We start from the raw sequence: 17268 nt of genomic DNA, 5'->3' as shown, positions 1-17268 counted from the left end.
TTTTATTATCCCTTATTATTCAAAGGTTAATATTTTCCTGTAACGCTCTACGGGGAATGGCAAATGAAAATACATTTGTTAAACTTACAACGTCAGCTGGCTCAAGGAGAATAAAATGAGTTTTTTAAAAGAGTTTCGCGAATTCGCGATGCGCGGGAACGTTGTCGATTTGGCAGTGGGTGTGATCATCGGTGCAGCATTCGGTAAAATTGTTTCGTCGCTGGTCGCGGATATTATTATGCCGCCGCTCGGCCTGTTGATTGGCGGGATCGATTTTAAACAGTTTGCCGTCACGCTGCGCGATGCCCAGGGTGATGTACCGGCAGTGGTGATGCACTATGGGGTGTTTATTCAGAACGTTTTCGATTTCATCATTGTCGCATTTGCCATTTTCATGGCGATTAAACTGATGAATAAGTTAAATCGCAAGAAAGAAGAGGCTCCGGCGGCACCGCCAGCGCCCTCTAAAGAAGAAGTCCTGCTGAGCGAAATTCGCGATCTGCTGAAAGAACAAAACAAGCGTTCTTAATCAGCAGCGAAAGCAGAAGGCCAGTGGTAAAAAAGCGATTCGCTTGCTTGCCACTGGCCTCCCGGTCCATCCTTGCTGCATGTTTATCTTTACGTTGATAGCTTCCCTTCCCTTTCTTGTTCTTCTCTACGCGCTGCCTGAATAATGGATCATGGAGAAGTGCCTCAATGGCATTATCTTTAATTTGCCCTTTGGTATGCTGATAGCGACTCATAGTAACTCCAGTGCATGTGTGAATTCCGCGCGAGTGTAGATCCGCGCGCACAAAAAATCAACGGCTGGCATTGCCGTTACTGGCGCCTTGCTCAAGGGCCTCGAGGATCGAACAGTAAACGCTGCTGTGAGCTGTGCCGCAGCAGGCGTCGTTGAGCCGTTGCAGAGAGCGACGCATCGTTTGTAGCTCGTTGATCCTCGCCTCAACTTCGCTTAATCGCGCCTGAACGATCCCTTTCGACTCCTGACAGGTGTGATGTTCCGGATCGATACGGATCGACAATAATTCGCGGATCGCTTCCAGAGTAAAGCCTAGCTGACGGGCATAGCGAATAAAGCGCAGACGCTGAAGATCGTTATCCGAGTAAAGACGAAATCCCCCCTCAGTGCGCACGTCATGATCCATCATTTGCTGTTTTTCATAATAACGGATGGTATCTGGCGTCACATCAGCCAGTTTTGCCAGCTCACCAATACGATACATATTCACTCCTGATTGATTTTATGCAGCAACGCATCGGCGTACTCACCGCGTAAAAAGTCGGTGTTCAGTCCTGCCTGACGCAGCTTAAGCTCGAGCAGAGCAAGGCGCTTGCTGAGTTCGCCATGCCGCGGGTCGTCCTGACGCACACCCTTCAGCAAGTCTGCCAGAGCCACCGCCTCTCTGCGCTGCTCCAGCTCCGGGGGAAGACACCCTGCATTCTTCAGAAGGCGATAGCCTGCCCGCAGCTCGGCCGGTACATGCGAATCGTCATCGAGAGTTAACGGCTCGCCGCTGCCGGGTAAATTATCGAACTCGCCTTTGGCTTGGGCATCGAGGATATGGCGTTCTGCCCACTGATCCAGTAACCACATTCTACGGCTCCGGGGGATGAACAAAAAGAGTACAGATATTGTAGTGAAGTGGGGATGGGGTAGATATAAAAAAACCCGCCGGGGCGGGTTTTTTTACGTTACTACAGATTACTCTGCAGCAGCTTCTGCTTTCGGCTCAGCACGATCAACCAGCTCGATGTATGCCATCGGCGCGTTGTCGCCTGCACGGAAGCCACACTTCAGAATGCGAGTGTAACCACCGGCGCGGCTCGCGAAACGCGGGCCCAGCTCGTTAAACAGTTTTGCCACGATCTCGTTATCACGAGTGCGGGCGAATGCCAGACGACGATTAGCAACGCTATCAGTCTTGGCAAGAGTAATCAGCGGCTCAACTACGCGACGCAGTTCTTTCGCTTTCGGCAGGGTCGTCTTGATGATTTCATGACGAACCAGCGAACCTGCCATGTTACGGAACATAGCCTGGCGATGGCTGCTGTTGCGGTTCAGTTGACGACCACTCTTACGATGGCGCATGACCTTATCCTTCTCAGTAAAACCTTAACCTGTGATCCGGTTACTCGTCAGCAATGCTTGCTGGTGGCCAGTTTTCCAGGCGCATGCCCAGAGACAGTCCACGGGAAGCCAGCACGTCTTTAATCTCAGTAAGAGATTTTTTACCCAGGTTCGGCGTTTTCAGCAACTCAACCTCGGTACGCTGTACCAGATCACCGATATAGTGGATAGCTTCTGCCTTGAGGCAGTTAGCAGAGCGGACAGTCAATTCCAGATCGTCAACAGGGCGCAGCAGGATCGGATCGAATTCTGGTTTCTCTTCTTTCACTTCTGGCTGACGTACATCACGTAAGTCAACAAAAGCTTCCAGTTGTTCAGCCAGGATGGTTGCCGCACGACGAATCGCCTCTTCAGGATCGATTGTGCCGTTGGTTTCCATTTCGATGACCAGCTTGTCCAGGTCGGTACGCTGTTCTACACGCGCAGCTTCAACATTGTAGGCAATACGCTCTACAGGGCTGTAGCAGGCGTCGACCAGCAGACGGCCGATTGGGCGCTCATCTTCTTCCGAATGAATTCGGGCAGAAGCCGGCACATAACCGCGACCGCGCTGAACTTTGATACGCATGCTGATAGCAGCGTTCTCATCAGTCAGGTGGCAAATCACGTGCTGCGGCTTGACGATTTCGACATCACCGTCGTGGGTAATGTCGGCTGCGGTCACAGGGCCAATGCCAGATTTATTCAAAGTAAGGATGACTTCATCTTTACCCTGAACTCTCACCGCCAGCCCTTTCAGGTTGAGCAGGATTTCAAGGATGTCTTCCTGAACGCCTTCTTTGGTGCTGTACTCGTGCAGTACACCATCAATCTCAACCTCGGTCACCGCGCAACCCGGCATCGATGAGAGCAGAATACGGCGCAGTGCGTTACCCAGAGTATGGCCGAAGCCACGCTCTAAAGGCTCAAGGGTCACCTTGGCGTGCGTCGAACTCACTTGCTCGATATCGACCAGGCGCGGTTTTAGAAACTCTGTCACAGAACCCTGCATTGTGTCCTCTCTTTGGTACTAAGCTTTACTTGGAGTAAAGCTCGACGATCAGGTGTTCGTTAATGTCCGCAGACAGATCAGAACGCTCCGGCTGACGCTTGAACGTACCTTCCATCTTGCCAGCATCAACTTCCAGCCAGGTTGGCTTTTCACGCTGCTCAGCCAGCTCCAGAGCGGCTTTCACGCGAGATTGCTTTTTCGCTTTCTCACGAATGCTGACAACGTCATTCGCTTTAACCTGATAAGAAGCGATGTTAACAACACGACCGTTTACCATAATCGCTTTGTGGCTAACCAGCTGGCGTGCTTCAGCACGAGTGGCGCCGAAGCCCATACGGTATACAACGTTGTCCAGACGACCTTCCAGCAGAGCCAACAGGTTTTCACCGGTGTTGCCTTTCAGACGTGCTGCTTCTTTATAGTAGTTACGGAACTGACGCTCCAGCACACCGTACATACGGCGAACTTTTTGCTTTTCACGCAACTGCACACCATAGTCAGACAGACGCGGCTTACGCGCACCGTGCTGGCCAGGAGCTTGTTCAATTTTACACTTGGTATCGATCGCGCGAACGCCAGACTTAAGGAATAAGTCGGTGCCCTCACGACGGCTCAGCTTGAGCTTAGGACCCAAATATCTTGCCATTTTCTTTCTCCAACTAACCTGGAAAACGCAGCGTTATACGCGACGTTTTTTCGGCGGACGACAACCGTTATGAGGGATCGGAGTCACATCAGTAATATTAGTGATGCGGAAACCAGCGGCGTTCAGTGCACGAATGGTAGATTCGCGACCCGGACCCGGACCTTTGACCATAACTTCCAGATTCTTGATGCCGTATTCTTTTACGGCTTCTGCGCAACGCTCTGCTGCAACCTGAGCTGCGAACGGAGTGGATTTGCGAGAACCACGGAAACCGGAACCACCGGCTGTTGCCCAACCCAGTGCGTTACCCTGACGATCAGTAATGGTAACGATGGTGTTGTTAAAAGAAGCATGGATATGAGCCACGCCGTCAGAGACTTGTTTTCTTACACGCTTACGTGCACGAATTGGTGCCTTTGCCATTATTCAATCACCCCGATTATTTCTTGATCGGTTTACGCGGACCCTTACGGGTACGTGCGTTGGTCTTGGTACGCTGACCGCGAACCGGGAGACCACGACGATGACGCAAACCACGGTAGCAACCAAGGTCCATCAGACGCTTGATGCTCAGGGTGATTTCACGGCGCAGATCACCTTCAACGACAAATTTACCTACTGCTTCACGCAGAATATCAATTTGTTCTTCAGACAGCTCACTGATCTTAACATTTTCAGCGATGCCCGTTTCAGCGCAGATGGCTTTAGAACGGGTTTTGCCGATACCGAAAATAGCGGTTAAAGCGATTACGGTATGTTTGTGATCAGGAATGTTAATGCCTGCTATACGGGCCACTATGCACTCCTACTATTTAATATGTACGCACCATGCTGAAAAGCCCGTTTTCAGGATACTCAAATGGAAACGTACAGACATACAAAAGATTGGCTGGCTAATCTAGCCAGCTCAATCCAACTTTGCAAGAAAAATATGCGAAAAAATCAGCCTTGGCGCTGTTTATGCTTCGGCTCGGCACTGCAAATCACACGGATGACGCCATCACGCTTAACGATTTTGCAGTTACGGCATAATTTCTTGACGGAAGCACGAACTTTCATTTTTACTCTCCGTAACTTCTCGGGCGACCAGTTTTAGCGGCCGTAGCCTTTCAGGTTCGCCTTCTTCAATGCAGACTCATACTGACTGGACATCATCAGAGTTTGCACTTGAGCCATAAAGTCCATAATCACGACAACAACGATAAGCAGCGAGGTCCCACCGAAGTAGAACGGCACTTTCATCGCGTCACGCATGAACTCCGGGATCAGGCAGATAAAAGTAATGTACAACGCACCAACCAGAGTCAGGCGAGTCATCACTTTATCGATATACTTCGCCGTTTGCTCTCCCGGACGAATTCCTGGTACAAATGCACCGGACTTCTTCAGGTTATCTGCTGTTTCACGCGGGTTGAAAACCAACGCCGTGTAGAAGAAACAGAAGAAGATGATTGCAGACGCATAGAGTAACACATAAAGCGGTTGCCCAGGCTGCAAATACAGCGAAATTGTTGTCAGCCAGTTCCAACCAGTACCACCCCCGAACCATGACGTGATGGTTGCCGGGAACAGTATAATACTGGAAGCGAAGATTGCCGGGATTACCCCCGCCATATTCACTTTCAGCGGTAAATGTGTGCTCTGTGCAGCATAGACACGACGACCCTGTTGACGTTTCGCGTAGTTTACCACAATGCGGCGTTGACCACGTTCAACGAATACAACAAAGAAGGTCACTGCAAATACTAATACTGCAACCAACAGCAACAGGAGGAAGTGCAGGTCGCCTTGACGCGCTTGCTCGATAGTATGGGCGATGGCCGGCGGGAGTCCCGCAACGATACCGGCGAAGATAATGATCGAGATACCGTTACCGATACCGCGTTCAGTTATCTGCTCGCCGAGCCACATCAGGAACATAGTCCCTGTGACCAGACTGACAACAGCGGTGAAATAGAATGCAAAGCCTGGATTAATCACCAGGCCCTGCATACCAGGCATATTCGGCAGACCGGTAGCAATACCGATCGACTGGAATATCGCCAGCACCAGAGTACCGTAGCGGGTGTACTGGCTGATCTTACGACGACCAGACTCCCCTTCTTTCTTCAGTTCTGCCAGCGGTTGATAAACCACCGTCAGCAGCTGCACGATGATAGATGCCGAAATGTACGGCATAATCCCCAGTGCAAAGATAGAAGCACGGCTGAGAGCACCACCAGAGAACATGTTGAACATTTCAATGATGGTGCCTCGCTGTTGCTCAAGCAGTTTGGCAAGTACAGCGGCATCAATACCAGGGATCGGAATAAAAGAGCCAATACGGAACACTATCAGCGCACCGACCACAAACAGAAGTCTGCGTTTCAGTTCGCCAAGGCCACCTTTGGCACTTTGAAAATCTAATCCCGGTTGTTTAGCCATCTGCTACTTATTCCTCAATTTTACCGCCAGCAGCTTCGATAGCAGCACGAGCACCTTTAGTCACACGCAGGCCACGAACAGTTACCGGACGAGTTACCTCACCAGACAGGATCACTTTCGCGAACTCGATCTGGACACCGATAATGTTAGCCGCTTTCAGCGCGTTCAGGTCTACTACATCGCCTTCTACGTGAGCCAGATCGGAGAGACGGATCTCTGCGGTGATCATCGCTTTACGAGAAGTGAAGCCGAATTTCGGCAGACGACGGTACAGAGGCATCTGACCACCCTCGAAACCGCGACGTACGCCACCGCCAGAACGAGATTTCTGACCTTTGTGACCACGACCACCGGTTTTACCGAGGCCAGAACCGATACCACGACCCAGGCGTTTACCCGCCTTTTTGGAGCCTTCGGCCGGAGACAGAGTATTTAAACGCATCTCTTACTCCTCAACTTTAACCATGAAGGAAACCGCGTTGACCATACCACGAACAGCAGGAGTATCCTCGCGCTCTACGGTGTGACCAATACGACGCAGACCCAGGCCAAGCAGCGTTGCCTTGTGTTTCGGCAGACGACCGATTGCACTGCGGGTTTGAGTAATTTTAATAGTCTTTGCCATGGTTTATTTCCCCAGAATTTCTTCAACGGATTTACCACGCTTGGCAGCGACCATATCCGGGGACTTCATGTTTTCCAGACCGTCGATAGTTGCACGAACCACGTTAATCGGGTTAGTGGAACCATACGCTTTAGCCAGAACGTTACGAACCCCAGCGACTTCCAGAACGGCGCGCATTGCACCACCGGCGATGATACCGGTACCTTCGGAAGCCGGCTGCATGAATACACGAGAACCCGTGTGAGTACCCTTAACCGGGTGCTGCAGGGTGCCGTGGTTCAGCGCGACGTTAATCATATTGCGACGGGCTTTTTCCATCGCTTTCTGGATCGCTGCTGGAACTTCACGCGCTTTACCGTAACCAAAACCAACGCGACCGTTGCCATCGCCTACTACAGTCAGAGCTGTGAAGGAGAAAATACGACCACCTTTAACGGTTTTAGATACGCGGTTTACCGCGATCAGCTTTTCCTGCAGTTCGCCAGCTTGTTTTTCGATGTGAGCCATCTTACACCTCTACCTTAGAACTGAAGGCCAGCTTCACGGGCAGCATCTGCCAGTGCCTGGACACGACCATGATATTGGAACCCGGAACGGTCAAAGGAAACATCTTTGATGCCTTTTTCCAGAGCGCGTTCAGCGACAGCTTTACCCACAGCTGCAGCAGCGTCTTTGTTACCGGTGTACTTCAGTTGTTCAGCGATAGCTTTTTCTACAGTAGAAGCAGCTACCAGAACTTCAGAACCATTCGGTGCAATTACCTGTGCGTAAATGTGACGCGGGGTACGATGTACCACCAGGCGAGTTGCGCCCAGCTCCTGGAGCTTGCGGCGTGCGCGGGTCGCACGACGGATACGAGCAGATTTCTTATCCATAGTGTTACCTTACTTCTTCTTAGCCTCTTTGGTACGCACGACTTCGTCGGCGTAACGAACACCCTTGCCTTTGTAAGGCTCAGGACGACGGTAGGCGCGCAGATCTGCTGCAACCTGGCCGATCACCTGCTTATCAGCGCCTTTCAGCACGATTTCAGTCTGAGTCGGACATTCTGCAGTAATACCCGCAGGCAGCTGATGATCAACCGGGTGAGAGAAACCTAAAGCCAGGTTTACTACATTCCCTTTGACCGCTGCACGATAACCTACACCAACCAGCTGCAGCTTCTTAGTGAAGCCTTCGGTAACACCGATAACCATTGAGTTCAGCAGGGCACGCGCGGTACCAGCCTGAGCCCAACCGTCTGCGTAACCATCACGCGGACCGAAGGTCAGTGCATTATCTGCATGTTTAACTTCAACAGCATCGTTGAGAGTACGAGTCAGCTCGCCGTTTTTACCTTTGATCGTAATAACCTGACCGTTGATTTTTACATCAACGCCGGCAGGAACAACGACCGGTGCTTTAGCAACACGAGACATTTTTTCCTCCGATTAGGCTACGTAGCAGATAATTTCGCCACCAAGACCAGCCTGGCGCGCTGCACGATCAGTCATAACACCTTTAGAGGTAGAAACAACTGCGATACCCAGACCGGCCATAACTTTCGGCAGCTCATCTTTTTTCTTATAGATGCGCAGGCCTGGGCGGCTGACACGCTGAATGCTTTCTACAACAGCTTTACCCTGGAAATACTTAAGAGTCAGTTCCAGTTCCGGCTTGGTGTCGCCTTCAACTTTAAAATCTTCGATAAAACCTTCTTCCTTCAGCACGTTGGCGATTGCCACTTTCAGCTTGGAGGAAGGCATGGTGACCGCAGCTTTGTTCGCGGCCTGACCGTTACGGATACGGGTCAGCATATCCGCGATCGGATCTTGCATGCTCATCTGTCTTTACTCCCGTGATTCAATTGGTGACAATTACCAGCTAGCCTTTTTCAGACCCGGGATTTCACCGCGCATAGCGGCTTCACGGACCTTAATACGGCTCAACCCGAACTTCCGCAGGAAACCATGCGGACGACCTGTTTGACGGCAGCGGTTACGCTGACGAGACGGGCTGGAATCACGCGGCAGAGTCTGCAGCTTGAGAACGGCATTCCAACGATCTTCGTCGGTTGCGTTCACATCAGAGATGATAGCTTTCAGTTCAGCGCGTTTAGCGAAGAATTTATCAGCTAAAGCCACGCGCTTTACTTCGCGTGCTTTCATTGATTGCTTAGCCATTAAGTAACCCTACCTTACTTGCGGAACGGGAAGTCAAAGGCAGCCAGCAGAGCACGGCCTTCTTCGTCAGATTTCGCAGTAGTGGTAATGGTAATATCCAAACCACGAACGCGGTCGACTTTATCGTAGTCGATTTCTGGGAAGATGATCTGCTCACGGACACCCATGCTGTAGTTGCCACGACCGTCGAAAGACTTAGCGGACAGGCCGCGGAAGTCACGAATACGCGGTACAGCAATAGTGATCAGGCGCTCAAAGAACTCCCACATGCGTTCGCCACGCAGAGTTACTTTACAGCCGATCGGATAGCCCTGACGGATTTTGAAGCCTGCAACTGATTTGCGTGCTTTGGTGATCAGCGGTTTTTGACCGGAGATTGCTGCCAGGTCAGCTGCTGCGTTATCCAGCAGTTTCTTGTCAGCGATCGCTTCACCAACACCCATGTTCAGGGTGATCTTCTCGACCCGAGGGACTTGCATGACAGAATTGTAGTTAAACTCAGTCATGAGTTTCTTAACTACTTCGTCTTTGTAGTAATCATGCAGTTTCGCCATCGTACTACTCCAAATTACTTGATAGTTTCGCTGTTAGACTTGAAGAAACGGACTTTTTTGCCGTCTTCGAATCTAAAGCCTACACGGTCAGCCTTGCCGGTTGCCGCATTGAAGATTGCAACGTTAGAAACCTGAATTGCAGCTTCTTTTTCAACGATGCCGCCTGGTTGGTTCAGAGCCGGAACCGGCTTCTGGTGTTTCTTAACCAGGTTGATACCTTCAACAATGACCTTGCCGGAAGACAGGACATTCTTAACTTTACCGCGCTTACCTTTATCTTTACCGGTTAACACGATAACTTCGTCATCACGACGGATTTTCGCTGCCATGATTCGCTCCTTAGAGTACTTCTGGTGCCAGAGAGATAATTTTCATGAACTTCTCGGTACGAAGTTCACGAGTTACCGGCCCAAAAATACGCGTACCGATAGGCTGCTCGCTGTTATTGTTCAGAATAACGCATGCATTACCATCGAAGCGAATGACAGAACCGTCCGGGCGACGAACACCCTTCTTGGTGCGCACCACTACCGCCTTCAGCACATCACCTTTTTTGACCTTACCACGCGGAATTGCTTCTTTGATGGTGATCTTGATGATGTCGCCTACGCCTGCGTAGCGACGGTGCGAGCCACCCAGAACCTTGATACACATTACGCGACGTGCACCGGAGTTGTCGGCGACGTTCAGCATAGTCTGTTCTTGGATCATTTTAGTGCTCCGCTAATGTCAACTACTACTGAGACCCGAAAATTAGGGTCGTTAAAAAGCCCCATATCGAGGGCGCGGCATTATAACACCACAAACCAGATATGGGTAGAAAAAATAAACGGCTCATCGCTGAGCCGTTTATCCGTATCGAGAATGCGTACTCTATTACAGAACCGCTTTCTCTACAACGCGAACCAGCGTCCAGGACTTAGTCTTGGACAGCGGACGGCATTCGCGGATTTCAACCTTGTCGCCGATACCGCATTCGTTGTTCTCGTCATGTACGTGCAGTTTGGTCGTACGTTTGATGAATTTGCCGTAAACCGGGTGTTTCACCATACGTTCGATAGCAACAACAATGGATTTCTCCATTTTGTCGCTAACTACGCGACCTTGCAGAGTACGGATTTTATCGGTCATTACGCACCCGCCTTCTGAGTCAGTAAAGTCTTAACGCGTGCAACATCACGACGCACTTGCTTCAGCAGATGAGTCTGTTGCAGCTGGCCACTTGCAGCCTGCATGCGCAGGTTGAACTGCTCACGCAGCAGGTTCAGCAGCTCAGCGTTCAGCTCTTCAACGCTTTTTTCACGCAGCTCTTTTGCTTTCATTACATCACCGTCTTAGTTACAAAGGTGGTTTTGATCGGCAGTTTCGCTGCTGCCAGGCCGAATGCTTCACGGGCCAGCTCTTCCGGTACACCGTCCATTTCATACAGGACTTTACCCGGCTGAATCAAGGCAACCCAGTACTCCACGTTACCTTTACCTTTACCCATACGAACTTCCAGCGGCTTCTCGGTGATCGGTTTGTCCGGGAATACACGGATCCAGATCTTACCTTGACGCTTAACTGCACGGGTCATAGCACGACGTGCTGCTTCGATCTGACGTGCAGTCAGACGACCACGGCCAACAGCTTTCAGACCGAAAGTGCCGAAGCTAACATCCGTACCCTGCGCCAGACCACGGTTGCGGCCTTTGTGCACTTTACGGAATTTTGTACGCTTTGGTTGTAACATCAGCGACGCTCCTTATTTACGGCCTTTACGCTGCTGCTTTTTAGGTTGAGCAGCCGGTTCCGGTTGTTCAACAGCAGCCATACCACCCAGGATCTCACCTTTGAAGATCCATACCTTAACGCCGATTACACCGTAAGTGGTGTGCGCTTCAGAGGTGTTGTAGTCGATGTCAGCACGCAGAGTGTGCAGCGGTACGCGACCTTCACGGTACCATTCGGTACGTGCGATTTCCGCGCCGCCCAGACGGCCGCTAACTTCAACTTTGATACCTTTAGCGCCCAGACGCATTGCGTTCTGTACAGCACGCTTCATCGCACGACGGAACATAACGCGACGTTCCAGCTGAGAAGTGATGCTGTCAGCAACCAGTTTTGCGTCCAGTTCAGGTTTACGAACTTCGGCGATATTGATCTGTGCAGGTACGCCAGCGATATCCGCTACGACCTTGCGCAGTTTTTCTACGTCTTCGCCTTTCTTACCGATAACGATACCCGGGCGAGCGGTGTGAATGGTCACACGGATGCTCTTAGCCGGACGCTCGATAACGATGCGAGATACAGACGCTTTAGCCAGTTCTTTAGTCAGGAACTGACGTACTTTAAAATCGCTGTCCAGGTTGTCAGCGAATTCTTTGGTGTTCGCGAACCAGGTAGAGTTCCATGGTTTGACAATACCCAGGCGAATACCATTAGGATGTACTTTCTGACCCATTGCTAGTCTCCAGAGTCTCAGCGATCGGACACAACCACAGTGATGTGGCTGGTGCGCTTCAGGATGCGATCTGCACGACCTTTAGCACGCGGCATAATGCGCTTCATGCTCGGGCCTTCGTCTACGAAAATTTTCGCAACTTTCAGATCATCAATGTCAGCGCCATCGTTGTGTTCAGCGTTAGCAATGGCAGATTCCAGTACCTTCTTGACCAGTACAGCAGCTTTTTTGTTGGTGTAGGTCAGAATATCCAGGGCCTGCGACACTTTCTTACCGCGAATCAGGTCAGCTACAAGGCGAACCTTCTGAGCAGAAGAACGAGCATGGCGATGTTGAGCTAAAGTTTCCATCTCTTCCTCCTACCTTATTTCTTCTTCGCTTTTTTATCAGCAGCGTGGCCGCGATAAGTACGAGTCGGTGCGAATTCACCCAGTTTGTGACCGACCATTTCGTCGGAAACAAATACTGGAACGTGCTGACGACCATTATGGACAGCGATGGTCAAACCGATCATGTTAGGAAAGATCGTTGAACGACGGGACCAAGTGCGCAGGGGCTTCTTGTCTCCGCTTTCCACCGCTTTCTCTACCTTCTTCAGCAAGTGCAGGTCAATAAAAGGACCTTTCTTGAGAGAACGTGGCATGGCTTATCCTCTAAAATTATTTGCTACGGCGACGTACGATGAATTTATCAGTACGCTTGTTGCTGCGGGTCTTCTTACCTTTGGTCTGCAGGCCCCACGGGGATACCGGGTGCTTACCAAAGTTACGACCTTCACCACCACCATGTGGGTGGTCTACTGGGTTCATCGCAGTACCGCGAACGGTAGGACGAACACCACGCCAGCGTGCAGCACCTGCTTTACCCAGAACGCGCAGCATATGCTCAGCATTGCCAACTTCGCCCAGAGTAGCGCGGCAGTCTGCTTCGACTTTACGCATTTCACCAGAACGCAGACGCAGGGTGACATAAGCACCGTCGCGAGCAACAATCTGAACGTAAGTACCAGCGGAACGAGCCAGCTGACCGCCTTTACCTGGTTTCATTTCTACGTTATGAACGGTAGAACCAACCGGGATATTGCGCATCGGCAGGGTGTTGCCTGCTTTGATTGCAGCATCAACGCCAGACTGAATCTGGTCGCCAGCTTTCAGGCCTTTCGGGGCCAGGATGTAACGGCGCTCGCCGTCTTTGTACAGAACCAGCGCGATGTTCGCGGAACGGTTCGGATCGTACTCAAGACGTTCAACAACTGCCGGGATACCATCTTTGTTGCGTTTGAAGTCAACAATACGGTAAGCCTGCTTGTGGCCACCACCGATATGACGGGTGGTGATACGGCCATTGTTGTTACGACCACCGGATTTGCTGTTTTTTTCCAGCAACGGAGCAAAAGGTTTGCCCTTGTGCAGCTCTGGGTTAACCACTTTAACGACGTGGCGACGACCCGGAGATGTCGGTTTACATTTAACAACTGCCATTGTATTACTCCTCCGACTTACTCAGCGCCGCCAACGAAGTCCAGATTCTGGCCTTCTTTCAGGGTGACGTAAGCTTTTTTCCAGTCGCTACGACGACCGATACGCTGTCCGTGACGTTTAACTTTCCCTTTAACAACCAGGGTGTTAACGACTTCGACTTCGACTTCAAACAGTTTCTGCACAGCAGCTTTGATTTCTGCTTTGGTCGCGTCTTTAGCAACTTTGAGAACGATGGTGTTTGTTTTTTCCATCGCAGTAGACGCTTTTTCAGAAACGTGCGGTGCGCGCAGCACCTTCAGCAGACGTTCTTCACGAATCATGCCAGCATCTCCTCAACTTGCTTAACAGCATCAGCAGTCATTACGACTTTGTCGAAGGCGATCAGGCTAACCGGGTCGATACCGTTCGCATCACGTACGTCAACCTTGTGCAGGTTACGTGCGGCCAGGAACAGGTTCTCGTCCAGCTCACCGGTGATGATCAGCACATCTTCCAGAGCCATGTCTTTCAGTTTCTGTGCCAGCAGCTTAGTTTTCGGCGCTTCAACAGAGAACTTCTCGACAACGATCAGACGATCCTGACGTACCAGTTCGGACAGGATGCTTTTCAGCGCGCCGCGGTACATCTTCTTGTTAACTTTTTGACTGTGGTCCTGCGGACGAGCAGCAAAGGTCACGCCACCGGAACGCCAGATCGGGCTCTTGATAGAACCAGAACGCGCACGGCCGGTACCTTTCTGGCGCCACGGTTTTTTACCGGAGCCAGTGATTTCAGCACGAGTCTTCTGAGCACGAGTGCCCTGACGCGCACCAGCTGCATAAGCAACAACAACCTGGTGAACCAGCGCTTCGTTGAAATCACGACCGAAGGTAGTTTCGGAAACAGTCAGCGCGCTCTGCGCGTCTTTCAATACTAATTCCATTGCTATCTCCTCACGCCTTCACAGCTGGTTTAACGATCAGGTCGCTACCGGTCGCACCCGGGACAGCACCTTTAACCAGCAGCAGGTTGCGCTCAGCGTCAACACGTACTACGTCCAGGCTCTGAACGGTTACACGCTCATTACCCAGCTGACCTGCCATTTTCTTGCCTTTGAACACTTTGCCCGGAGTCTGGTTCTGACCGATAGAACCCGGAACGCGGTGAGACAAGGAGTTACCGTGAGTAGCGTCCTGGGTACGGAAGTTCCAGCGCTTAACGGTACCAGCAAAACCTTTACCTTTAGAGGTACCGGTTACGTCAACTTTTTTAACGTCAGCAAACAGTTCAACGCTAATGTTCTGACCTACGGTGAATTCTTCGCCGTCAGCCAGACGGAATTCCCACAGACCACGGCCAGCTTCAACGCCAGCTTTAGCGAAGTGACCCGCTTCCGGCTTGGTTACACGGTTAGCTTTTTTAGCACCGGTGGTAACCTGGATTGCGCGGTAGCCATCGTTAGCCAGGTCTTTAACCTGAGTAACACGGTTTGCTTCAACTTCGATTACGGTTACTGGGATAGAAACGCCATCTTCAGTGAAGATGCGGGTCATGCCCACTTTTTTACCGACTAAACCAATCATTGTTTCAACCTCTCAATCGCTCGATGACCTGATTAACCCAGGCTGATCTGCACGTCTACACCGGCAGCCAGATCCAGACGCATCAGAGCATCAACGGTTTTTTCAGTTGGCTCAACGATGTCAACCAGACGCTTGTGAGTGCGAATTTCGTACTGGTCACGCGCGTCTTTGTTGACGTGCGGGGAGATCAGAACGGTAAAGCGCTCTTTGCGGGTCGGCAGCGGGATCGGACCACGGACTTGCGCACCAGTGCGCTTAGCAGTCTCGACGATTTCCGCGGTTGATTGATCGATCAGACGATGATCAAACGCTTTCAGGCGGATACGGATTCTTTGGTTCTGCATGAGACCAGAGCTCCAATTATTTTATAGACGAAATGATTACTCCTCATACCCATTACGATTGATGGGAGAGTGTAACCGTTCTTACATAGTCCCCCGATTGGGGACATTGTTTGATAACCCAACTGCGATTACCAGGGTTCATATTGAACCGGCCGTCAACTTTGACAGGCCCGCGCATTATACGCAAATTCTGGCGCTACGCAAGTGCTGTTTAGAAAATCATCACCAGGATTTGCGCGCCTTCGCGCCAGCGAACTGTACGGACCGACAACGCGGCAAATTAACGCGGGTAGCGCCATCCATTCCAGGAAAGTCCTTTTTGCACCGGACGGGTGACAATAAGCATAGTGAGGCGATGTTCTTTGACGATTACGGGGTTAACCATGCTCGCCGCCCTCCCCTTCTTGCTGTGCTATAGCGGATTGACCTTAGCCTTATGCCTCCAGGACCTGCGTCACGGCCTGCTGCCCGACCGTTACACCTGTCCCCTGCTGTGGAGCGGTTTACTTTTTTATCTTTGTCTGGCGCCGCACCAGCTTCATGATGCCGTCTGGGGGGCGATAGGCGGCTATCTATGTTTGGCTGCGCTTTACTGGCTATATCGCGGGATCCGCGGCTATGAGGGGTTGGGGTATGGGGATATCAAATATCTCGCCGCCCTAGGCGCCTGGCATGGCTGGCAATTGTTGCCGCAGCTGCTACTGGTGGCATCGCTGCTCGCCGGCACGGTGTGGGCAGTATCAGGTTTGCACGCCAGGTACGGCGGGAGCAGTAAATGGAGGGGGAACAACCCGCTGCCGTTTGGGCCATTTCTGGCGGCCGCGGGTTTCTGGTGCGGGTGTCAGACGCTGGCTAGTCTGACACTTTGATCTGCGACTGCAGGTAATTTTGCAGGCCGATTTTGCCGATCAGATCGAGTTCGGTTTCCAGCCAGTCAATATGGCCTTCTTCATCCGCCAGGATCTCAATCATCATATCGCGGCTGACGTAGTCATGGACGCTGTCGGCATAGGCGATCGCCTCGCGCAGATTTTGCGCCCCTTCCAGCTCCAGTCTTAAATCGGACTGCAGCATCTCTTCCACATCTTCACCGATGCCAAGTTTGCCGAGATCCTGCAGATTAGGGATACCTTCGAGAAAAAGAATACGCTCGATGTATTTATCGGCATGCTTCATTTCGTCGATGGATTCGTGGTACTCGATATCGTTGAGGCGCATCAGGCCCCAGTTTTTGAACATTCTCGCATGGAGAAAGTACTGATTAATTGCGACCAGCTCATTTCCCAATAATTTATTGAGATAACTTATGATTTTGACATCACCTTTCATTATATAGTCCCTCCGCTTCCACTCATTGAAGCGTAGTCCGGCCTATAGGGATGTCAAAAGAGAAGCGTGGACTTCAGGCGATTTCTTTGAATTCCGGCATGGTGGTTAATTCATCTTCCATAACTTCCCGCGCCGCGCGAACACACTTACCGCATTGATTTCCAACGGGAACAAACTTACGTAATTGCTGAAAAGATTGCGGTTGAAACTGGCGGACAACCTGGCGAATTTTTTTATCGCTGATGCCATTGCACAAACAAACGTACATATAAACTCCCGTTCAATTTATGCACAAATATTAAATGAGAATAGTTATGATTACAATAGACCATTTACTCAATATCCGCCGCAGCGCACGTTATGAATCGCCAGCATAACCGCCTTTTTCGCTGAACGACGGACAGCAAAAAGGGCGCCGAAGCGCCCTTTTTTATTCAAAGCTAACGAATTAGCCCAGAACTTTAGCTACAACGCCCGCGCCAACGGTACGGCCGCCTTCACGGATTGCGAAACGCAGACCGTCGTCCATCGCGATCGGGTGGATCAGGGTAACAACCATTTTGATGTTGTCGCCCG

At 51.1% G+C, this 17268-nt stretch carries 35 protein-coding genes and 1 pseudogene; 2 read left to right on the top strand and 34 right to left on the bottom strand.

Features of this window, described 5'->3' with window-relative positions:
• Nucleotides 1-115 precede the first annotated feature (115 nt).
• Nucleotides 116-529, top strand: coding sequence for a large-conductance mechanosensitive channel protein MscL (gene mscL / locus ABLU50_RS10100; RefSeq protein WP_004206799.1), 414 nt, complete (start codon nucleotides 116-118; stop codon nucleotides 527-529).
• Here the strand turns inward: mscL and ABLU50_RS10095 are convergent.
• The 31 genes from ABLU50_RS10095 to rpsJ all read right to left on the bottom strand — a co-directional run bounded on the left by ABLU50_RS10095 (nucleotide 465) and on the right by rpsJ (nucleotide 15363).
• Nucleotides 465-743, bottom strand: coding sequence for a ribosome alternative rescue factor ArfA (locus ABLU50_RS10095; RefSeq protein ID WP_071996717.1), 279 nt, complete (start codon nucleotides 741-743; stop codon nucleotides 465-467). The genes mscL and ABLU50_RS10095 overlap by 65 nt on opposite strands.
• 57 nt (nucleotides 744-800) lie before the next feature.
• A complete protein-coding gene (zntR, locus tag ABLU50_RS10090; RefSeq protein WP_004206796.1) occupies nucleotides 801-1226 on the bottom strand; it encodes a Zn(2+)-responsive transcriptional regulator in 426 nt (141 codons plus the stop codon).
• Nucleotides 1227-1228: 2 nt separating this feature from the next.
• Nucleotides 1229-1597 carry a DUF1992 domain-containing protein gene (locus tag ABLU50_RS10085; protein ID WP_057212827.1) on the bottom strand — a complete coding sequence of 123 codons (369 nt, stop codon included), beginning with the start codon at nucleotides 1595-1597 and terminating at the stop codon, nucleotides 1229-1231.
• 108 nt (nucleotides 1598-1705) lie between these two features.
• Complete coding sequence (gene rplQ / locus ABLU50_RS10080; protein WP_002919206.1) at nucleotides 1706-2092, bottom strand: 50S ribosomal protein L17; 387 nt, start codon at nucleotides 2090-2092, stop codon at nucleotides 1706-1708.
• Nucleotides 2093-2132: 40 nt separating this feature from the next.
• Nucleotides 2133-3122, bottom strand: a complete 990-nt coding sequence (gene rpoA, locus ABLU50_RS10075) for a DNA-directed RNA polymerase subunit alpha (RefSeq protein ID WP_002919219.1) — start codon at nucleotides 3120-3122, stop codon at nucleotides 2133-2135.
• A gap of 25 nt (nucleotides 3123-3147) precedes the next feature.
• A complete protein-coding gene (gene rpsD, locus ABLU50_RS10070) occupies nucleotides 3148-3768 on the bottom strand; it encodes a 30S ribosomal protein S4 (RefSeq protein ID WP_002919224.1) in 621 nt (206 codons plus the stop codon).
• A 33-nt stretch (nucleotides 3769-3801) separates the two neighbouring features.
• Nucleotides 3802-4191, bottom strand: coding sequence for a 30S ribosomal protein S11 (gene rpsK / locus ABLU50_RS10065; protein WP_002919257.1), 390 nt, complete (start codon nucleotides 4189-4191; stop codon nucleotides 3802-3804).
• Between the two features lie 16 nt (nucleotides 4192-4207).
• The gene (gene rpsM, locus ABLU50_RS10060) at nucleotides 4208-4564 is read right to left on the bottom strand and encodes a 30S ribosomal protein S13 (protein ID WP_002919259.1); all 357 of its coding nucleotides are present in this window, start codon (nucleotides 4562-4564) and stop codon (nucleotides 4208-4210) included.
• A 146-nt stretch (nucleotides 4565-4710) separates the two neighbouring features.
• On the bottom strand, nucleotides 4711-4827 hold the full coding sequence (gene rpmJ / locus ABLU50_RS10055; RefSeq protein WP_000868187.1) for a 50S ribosomal protein L36: 117 nt from the start codon (nucleotides 4825-4827) through the stop codon (nucleotides 4711-4713).
• A gap of 33 nt (nucleotides 4828-4860) precedes the next feature.
• A complete protein-coding gene (gene secY / locus ABLU50_RS10050) occupies nucleotides 4861-6192 on the bottom strand; it encodes a preprotein translocase subunit SecY (protein WP_002919515.1) in 1332 nt (443 codons plus the stop codon).
• Between the two features lie 7 nt (nucleotides 6193-6199).
• Nucleotides 6200-6634: a 50S ribosomal protein L15 gene (rplO, locus tag ABLU50_RS10045; protein WP_002919516.1), complete on the bottom strand. Its 435-nt coding sequence runs from the start codon at nucleotides 6632-6634 to the stop codon at nucleotides 6200-6202.
• A 3-nt stretch (nucleotides 6635-6637) separates the two neighbouring features.
• Nucleotides 6638-6817: a 50S ribosomal protein L30 gene (rpmD, locus tag ABLU50_RS10040; RefSeq protein WP_001140434.1), complete on the bottom strand. Its 180-nt coding sequence runs from the start codon at nucleotides 6815-6817 to the stop codon at nucleotides 6638-6640.
• Nucleotides 6818-6820: 3 nt separating this feature from the next.
• Entirely contained in the window at nucleotides 6821-7324 is a 504-nt protein-coding gene (rpsE, locus tag ABLU50_RS10035) for a 30S ribosomal protein S5 (RefSeq protein WP_002919545.1), read from the bottom strand.
• A gap of 14 nt (nucleotides 7325-7338) precedes the next feature.
• The gene (gene rplR / locus ABLU50_RS10030) at nucleotides 7339-7692 is read right to left on the bottom strand and encodes a 50S ribosomal protein L18 (RefSeq protein WP_000358960.1); all 354 of its coding nucleotides are present in this window, start codon (nucleotides 7690-7692) and stop codon (nucleotides 7339-7341) included.
• A gap of 9 nt (nucleotides 7693-7701) precedes the next feature.
• On the bottom strand, nucleotides 7702-8235 hold the full coding sequence (rplF, locus tag ABLU50_RS10025; protein ID WP_002919662.1) for a 50S ribosomal protein L6: 534 nt from the start codon (nucleotides 8233-8235) through the stop codon (nucleotides 7702-7704).
• A gap of 12 nt (nucleotides 8236-8247) precedes the next feature.
• A complete protein-coding gene (rpsH, locus tag ABLU50_RS10020) occupies nucleotides 8248-8640 on the bottom strand; it encodes a 30S ribosomal protein S8 (protein WP_002919665.1) in 393 nt (130 codons plus the stop codon).
• Nucleotides 8641-8673: 33 nt separating this feature from the next.
• Nucleotides 8674-8979 (bottom strand): 30S ribosomal protein S14, encoded by a 306-nt coding sequence (rpsN, locus tag ABLU50_RS10015; protein WP_002919667.1) that lies wholly within the window; start codon nucleotides 8977-8979, stop codon nucleotides 8674-8676.
• A gap of 14 nt (nucleotides 8980-8993) precedes the next feature.
• A complete protein-coding gene (gene rplE / locus ABLU50_RS10010) occupies nucleotides 8994-9533 on the bottom strand; it encodes a 50S ribosomal protein L5 (protein ID WP_001096200.1) in 540 nt (179 codons plus the stop codon).
• A 14-nt stretch (nucleotides 9534-9547) separates the two neighbouring features.
• Nucleotides 9548-9862 (bottom strand): 50S ribosomal protein L24, encoded by a 315-nt coding sequence (gene rplX, locus ABLU50_RS10005; RefSeq protein WP_000729185.1) that lies wholly within the window; start codon nucleotides 9860-9862, stop codon nucleotides 9548-9550.
• A gap of 10 nt (nucleotides 9863-9872) precedes the next feature.
• Complete coding sequence (gene rplN / locus ABLU50_RS10000) at nucleotides 9873-10244, bottom strand: 50S ribosomal protein L14 (RefSeq protein WP_002919748.1); 372 nt, start codon at nucleotides 10242-10244, stop codon at nucleotides 9873-9875.
• A 165-nt stretch (nucleotides 10245-10409) separates the two neighbouring features.
• Complete coding sequence (rpsQ, locus tag ABLU50_RS09995) at nucleotides 10410-10664, bottom strand: 30S ribosomal protein S17 (protein WP_002919751.1); 255 nt, start codon at nucleotides 10662-10664, stop codon at nucleotides 10410-10412.
• On the bottom strand, nucleotides 10664-10855 hold the full coding sequence (rpmC, locus tag ABLU50_RS09990; protein ID WP_002919754.1) for a 50S ribosomal protein L29: 192 nt from the start codon (nucleotides 10853-10855) through the stop codon (nucleotides 10664-10666). Before rpmC ends, rpsQ begins: the two co-directional genes overlap by 1 nt.
• Nucleotides 10855-11265, bottom strand: a complete 411-nt coding sequence (rplP, locus tag ABLU50_RS09985) for a 50S ribosomal protein L16 (RefSeq protein ID WP_002919759.1) — start codon at nucleotides 11263-11265, stop codon at nucleotides 10855-10857. Before rplP ends, rpmC begins: the two co-directional genes overlap by 1 nt.
• A 12-nt stretch (nucleotides 11266-11277) precedes the next feature.
• Nucleotides 11278-11976 carry a 30S ribosomal protein S3 gene (rpsC, locus tag ABLU50_RS09980; protein WP_002919766.1) on the bottom strand — a complete coding sequence of 233 codons (699 nt, stop codon included), beginning with the start codon at nucleotides 11974-11976 and terminating at the stop codon, nucleotides 11278-11280.
• Between the two features lie 17 nt (nucleotides 11977-11993).
• The gene (gene rplV, locus ABLU50_RS09975) at nucleotides 11994-12326 is read right to left on the bottom strand and encodes a 50S ribosomal protein L22 (protein WP_002919773.1); all 333 of its coding nucleotides are present in this window, start codon (nucleotides 12324-12326) and stop codon (nucleotides 11994-11996) included.
• A gap of 14 nt (nucleotides 12327-12340) precedes the next feature.
• Nucleotides 12341-12619 (bottom strand): 30S ribosomal protein S19, encoded by a 279-nt coding sequence (rpsS, locus tag ABLU50_RS09970; RefSeq protein ID WP_001138115.1) that lies wholly within the window; start codon nucleotides 12617-12619, stop codon nucleotides 12341-12343.
• 16 nt (nucleotides 12620-12635) lie between these two features.
• Complete coding sequence (gene rplB, locus ABLU50_RS09965) at nucleotides 12636-13457, bottom strand: 50S ribosomal protein L2 (RefSeq protein WP_002919786.1); 822 nt, start codon at nucleotides 13455-13457, stop codon at nucleotides 12636-12638.
• A 17-nt stretch (nucleotides 13458-13474) separates the two neighbouring features.
• Complete coding sequence (gene rplW, locus ABLU50_RS09960) at nucleotides 13475-13777, bottom strand: 50S ribosomal protein L23 (RefSeq protein WP_000617546.1); 303 nt, start codon at nucleotides 13775-13777, stop codon at nucleotides 13475-13477.
• Nucleotides 13774-14379, bottom strand: a complete 606-nt coding sequence (rplD, locus tag ABLU50_RS09955; protein WP_002919794.1) for a 50S ribosomal protein L4 — start codon at nucleotides 14377-14379, stop codon at nucleotides 13774-13776. The genes rplW and rplD overlap by 4 nt, the downstream gene beginning before the upstream one ends.
• Before the next feature lie 10 nt (nucleotides 14380-14389).
• Nucleotides 14390-15019, bottom strand: a complete 630-nt coding sequence (gene rplC / locus ABLU50_RS09950; RefSeq protein WP_002919796.1) for a 50S ribosomal protein L3 — start codon at nucleotides 15017-15019, stop codon at nucleotides 14390-14392.
• A gap of 32 nt (nucleotides 15020-15051) precedes the next feature.
• A complete protein-coding gene (gene rpsJ / locus ABLU50_RS09945) occupies nucleotides 15052-15363 on the bottom strand; it encodes a 30S ribosomal protein S10 (RefSeq protein ID WP_001181005.1) in 312 nt (103 codons plus the stop codon).
• Between the two features lie 383 nt (nucleotides 15364-15746).
• On the opposite strand from rpsJ, the gene ABLU50_RS09940 reads away from it, so the two are divergent.
• Complete coding sequence (locus ABLU50_RS09940; RefSeq protein WP_032431150.1) at nucleotides 15747-16232, top strand: A24 family peptidase; 486 nt, start codon at nucleotides 15747-15749, stop codon at nucleotides 16230-16232.
• Here the strand turns inward: ABLU50_RS09940 and bfr are convergent.
• The 3 genes and pseudogenes from bfr to tuf form a co-directional block, all read right to left on the bottom strand.
• The gene (gene bfr / locus ABLU50_RS09935; RefSeq protein ID WP_004206792.1) at nucleotides 16216-16692 is read right to left on the bottom strand and encodes a bacterioferritin; all 477 of its coding nucleotides are present in this window, start codon (nucleotides 16690-16692) and stop codon (nucleotides 16216-16218) included. The two genes, ABLU50_RS09940 and bfr, sit on opposite strands and share 17 nt — an antisense overlap.
• Before the next feature lie 73 nt (nucleotides 16693-16765).
• Complete coding sequence (bfd, locus tag ABLU50_RS09930; RefSeq protein WP_017900608.1) at nucleotides 16766-16960, bottom strand: bacterioferritin-associated ferredoxin; 195 nt, start codon at nucleotides 16958-16960, stop codon at nucleotides 16766-16768.
• 180 nt (nucleotides 16961-17140) lie between these two features.
• A pseudogene (gene tuf, locus ABLU50_RS09925) lies at nucleotides 17141-17268 on the bottom strand (elongation factor Tu); the annotation flags it as partial.

It is taken from the genome of Klebsiella sp. GG_Kp173, from assembly GCF_040062415.1.
Lineage (GTDB): Bacteria > Pseudomonadota > Gammaproteobacteria > Enterobacterales > Enterobacteriaceae > Klebsiella > Klebsiella quasipneumoniae.
Note: the sequence above shows the minus strand (reverse complement) of the source record. Positions and strands in the feature narration are given on the sequence as shown.

What these genes read in the sequence shown, in the direction of transcription:
- mscL (WP_004206799.1), top strand. Translation starts at nt 116, where the DNA reads ATGAGTTTTTTAAAAGAGTTTCGCGAATTCGCGATGCGCGGGAACGTT.
- ABLU50_RS10095 (WP_071996717.1), bottom strand. Translation starts at nt 743, where the DNA reads ATGAGTCGCTATCAGCATACCAAAGGGCAAATTAAAGATAATGCCATT.
- zntR (WP_004206796.1), bottom strand. Translation starts at nt 1,226, where the DNA reads ATGTATCGTATTGGTGAGCTGGCAAAACTGGCTGATGTGACGCCAGAT.
- ABLU50_RS10085 (WP_057212827.1), bottom strand. Translation starts at nt 1,597, where the DNA reads ATGTGGTTACTGGATCAGTGGGCAGAACGCCATATCCTCGATGCCCAA.
- rplQ (WP_002919206.1), bottom strand. Translation starts at nt 2,092, where the DNA reads ATGCGCCATCGTAAGAGTGGTCGTCAACTGAACCGCAACAGCAGCCAT.
- rpoA (WP_002919219.1), bottom strand. Translation starts at nt 3,122, where the DNA reads ATGCAGGGTTCTGTGACAGAGTTTCTAAAACCGCGCCTGGTCGATATC.
- rpsD (WP_002919224.1), bottom strand. Translation starts at nt 3,768, where the DNA reads ATGGCAAGATATTTGGGTCCTAAGCTCAAGCTGAGCCGTCGTGAGGGC.
- rpsK (WP_002919257.1), bottom strand. Translation starts at nt 4,191, where the DNA reads ATGGCAAAGGCACCAATTCGTGCACGTAAGCGTGTAAGAAAACAAGTC.
- rpmJ (WP_000868187.1), bottom strand. Translation starts at nt 4,827, where the DNA reads ATGAAAGTTCGTGCTTCCGTCAAGAAATTATGCCGTAACTGCAAAATC.
- secY (WP_002919515.1), bottom strand. Translation starts at nt 6,192, where the DNA reads ATGGCTAAACAACCGGGATTAGATTTTCAAAGTGCCAAAGGTGGCCTT.
- rplO (WP_002919516.1), bottom strand. Translation starts at nt 6,634, where the DNA reads ATGCGTTTAAATACTCTGTCTCCGGCCGAAGGCTCCAAAAAGGCGGGT.
- rpmD (WP_001140434.1), bottom strand. Translation starts at nt 6,817, where the DNA reads ATGGCAAAGACTATTAAAATTACTCAAACCCGCAGTGCAATCGGTCGT.
- rpsE (WP_002919545.1), bottom strand. Translation starts at nt 7,324, where the DNA reads ATGGCTCACATCGAAAAACAAGCTGGCGAACTGCAGGAAAAGCTGATC.
- rplR (WP_000358960.1), bottom strand. Translation starts at nt 7,692, where the DNA reads ATGGATAAGAAATCTGCTCGTATCCGTCGTGCGACCCGCGCACGCCGC.
- rplF (WP_002919662.1), bottom strand. Translation starts at nt 8,235, where the DNA reads ATGTCTCGTGTTGCTAAAGCACCGGTCGTTGTTCCTGCCGGCGTTGAT.
- rpsH (WP_002919665.1), bottom strand. Translation starts at nt 8,640, where the DNA reads ATGAGCATGCAAGATCCGATCGCGGATATGCTGACCCGTATCCGTAAC.
- rpsN (WP_002919667.1), bottom strand. Translation starts at nt 8,979, where the DNA reads ATGGCTAAGCAATCAATGAAAGCACGCGAAGTAAAGCGCGTGGCTTTA.
- rplE (WP_001096200.1), bottom strand. Translation starts at nt 9,533, where the DNA reads ATGGCGAAACTGCATGATTACTACAAAGACGAAGTAGTTAAGAAACTC.
- rplX (WP_000729185.1), bottom strand. Translation starts at nt 9,862, where the DNA reads ATGGCAGCGAAAATCCGTCGTGATGACGAAGTTATCGTGTTAACCGGT.
- rplN (WP_002919748.1), bottom strand. Translation starts at nt 10,244, where the DNA reads ATGATCCAAGAACAGACTATGCTGAACGTCGCCGACAACTCCGGTGCA.
- rpsQ (WP_002919751.1), bottom strand. Translation starts at nt 10,664, where the DNA reads ATGACCGATAAAATCCGTACTCTGCAAGGTCGCGTAGTTAGCGACAAA.
- rpmC (WP_002919754.1), bottom strand. Translation starts at nt 10,855, where the DNA reads ATGAAAGCAAAAGAGCTGCGTGAAAAAAGCGTTGAAGAGCTGAACGCT.
- rplP (WP_002919759.1), bottom strand. Translation starts at nt 11,265, where the DNA reads ATGTTACAACCAAAGCGTACAAAATTCCGTAAAGTGCACAAAGGCCGC.
- rpsC (WP_002919766.1), bottom strand. Translation starts at nt 11,976, where the DNA reads ATGGGTCAGAAAGTACATCCTAATGGTATTCGCCTGGGTATTGTCAAA.
- rplV (WP_002919773.1), bottom strand. Translation starts at nt 12,326, where the DNA reads ATGGAAACTTTAGCTCAACATCGCCATGCTCGTTCTTCTGCTCAGAAG.
- rpsS (WP_001138115.1), bottom strand. Translation starts at nt 12,619, where the DNA reads ATGCCACGTTCTCTCAAGAAAGGTCCTTTTATTGACCTGCACTTGCTG.
- rplB (WP_002919786.1), bottom strand. Translation starts at nt 13,457, where the DNA reads ATGGCAGTTGTTAAATGTAAACCGACATCTCCGGGTCGTCGCCACGTC.
- rplW (WP_000617546.1), bottom strand. Translation starts at nt 13,777, where the DNA reads ATGATTCGTGAAGAACGTCTGCTGAAGGTGCTGCGCGCACCGCACGTT.
- rplD (WP_002919794.1), bottom strand. Translation starts at nt 14,379, where the DNA reads ATGGAATTAGTATTGAAAGACGCGCAGAGCGCGCTGACTGTTTCCGAA.
- rplC (WP_002919796.1), bottom strand. Translation starts at nt 15,019, where the DNA reads ATGATTGGTTTAGTCGGTAAAAAAGTGGGCATGACCCGCATCTTCACT.
- rpsJ (WP_001181005.1), bottom strand. Translation starts at nt 15,363, where the DNA reads ATGCAGAACCAAAGAATCCGTATCCGCCTGAAAGCGTTTGATCATCGT.
- ABLU50_RS09940 (WP_032431150.1), top strand. Translation starts at nt 15,747, where the DNA reads ATGCTCGCCGCCCTCCCCTTCTTGCTGTGCTATAGCGGATTGACCTTA.
- bfr (WP_004206792.1), bottom strand. Translation starts at nt 16,692, where the DNA reads ATGAAAGGTGATGTCAAAATCATAAGTTATCTCAATAAATTATTGGGA.
- bfd (WP_017900608.1), bottom strand. Translation starts at nt 16,960, where the DNA reads ATGTACGTTTGTTTGTGCAATGGCATCAGCGATAAAAAAATTCGCCAG.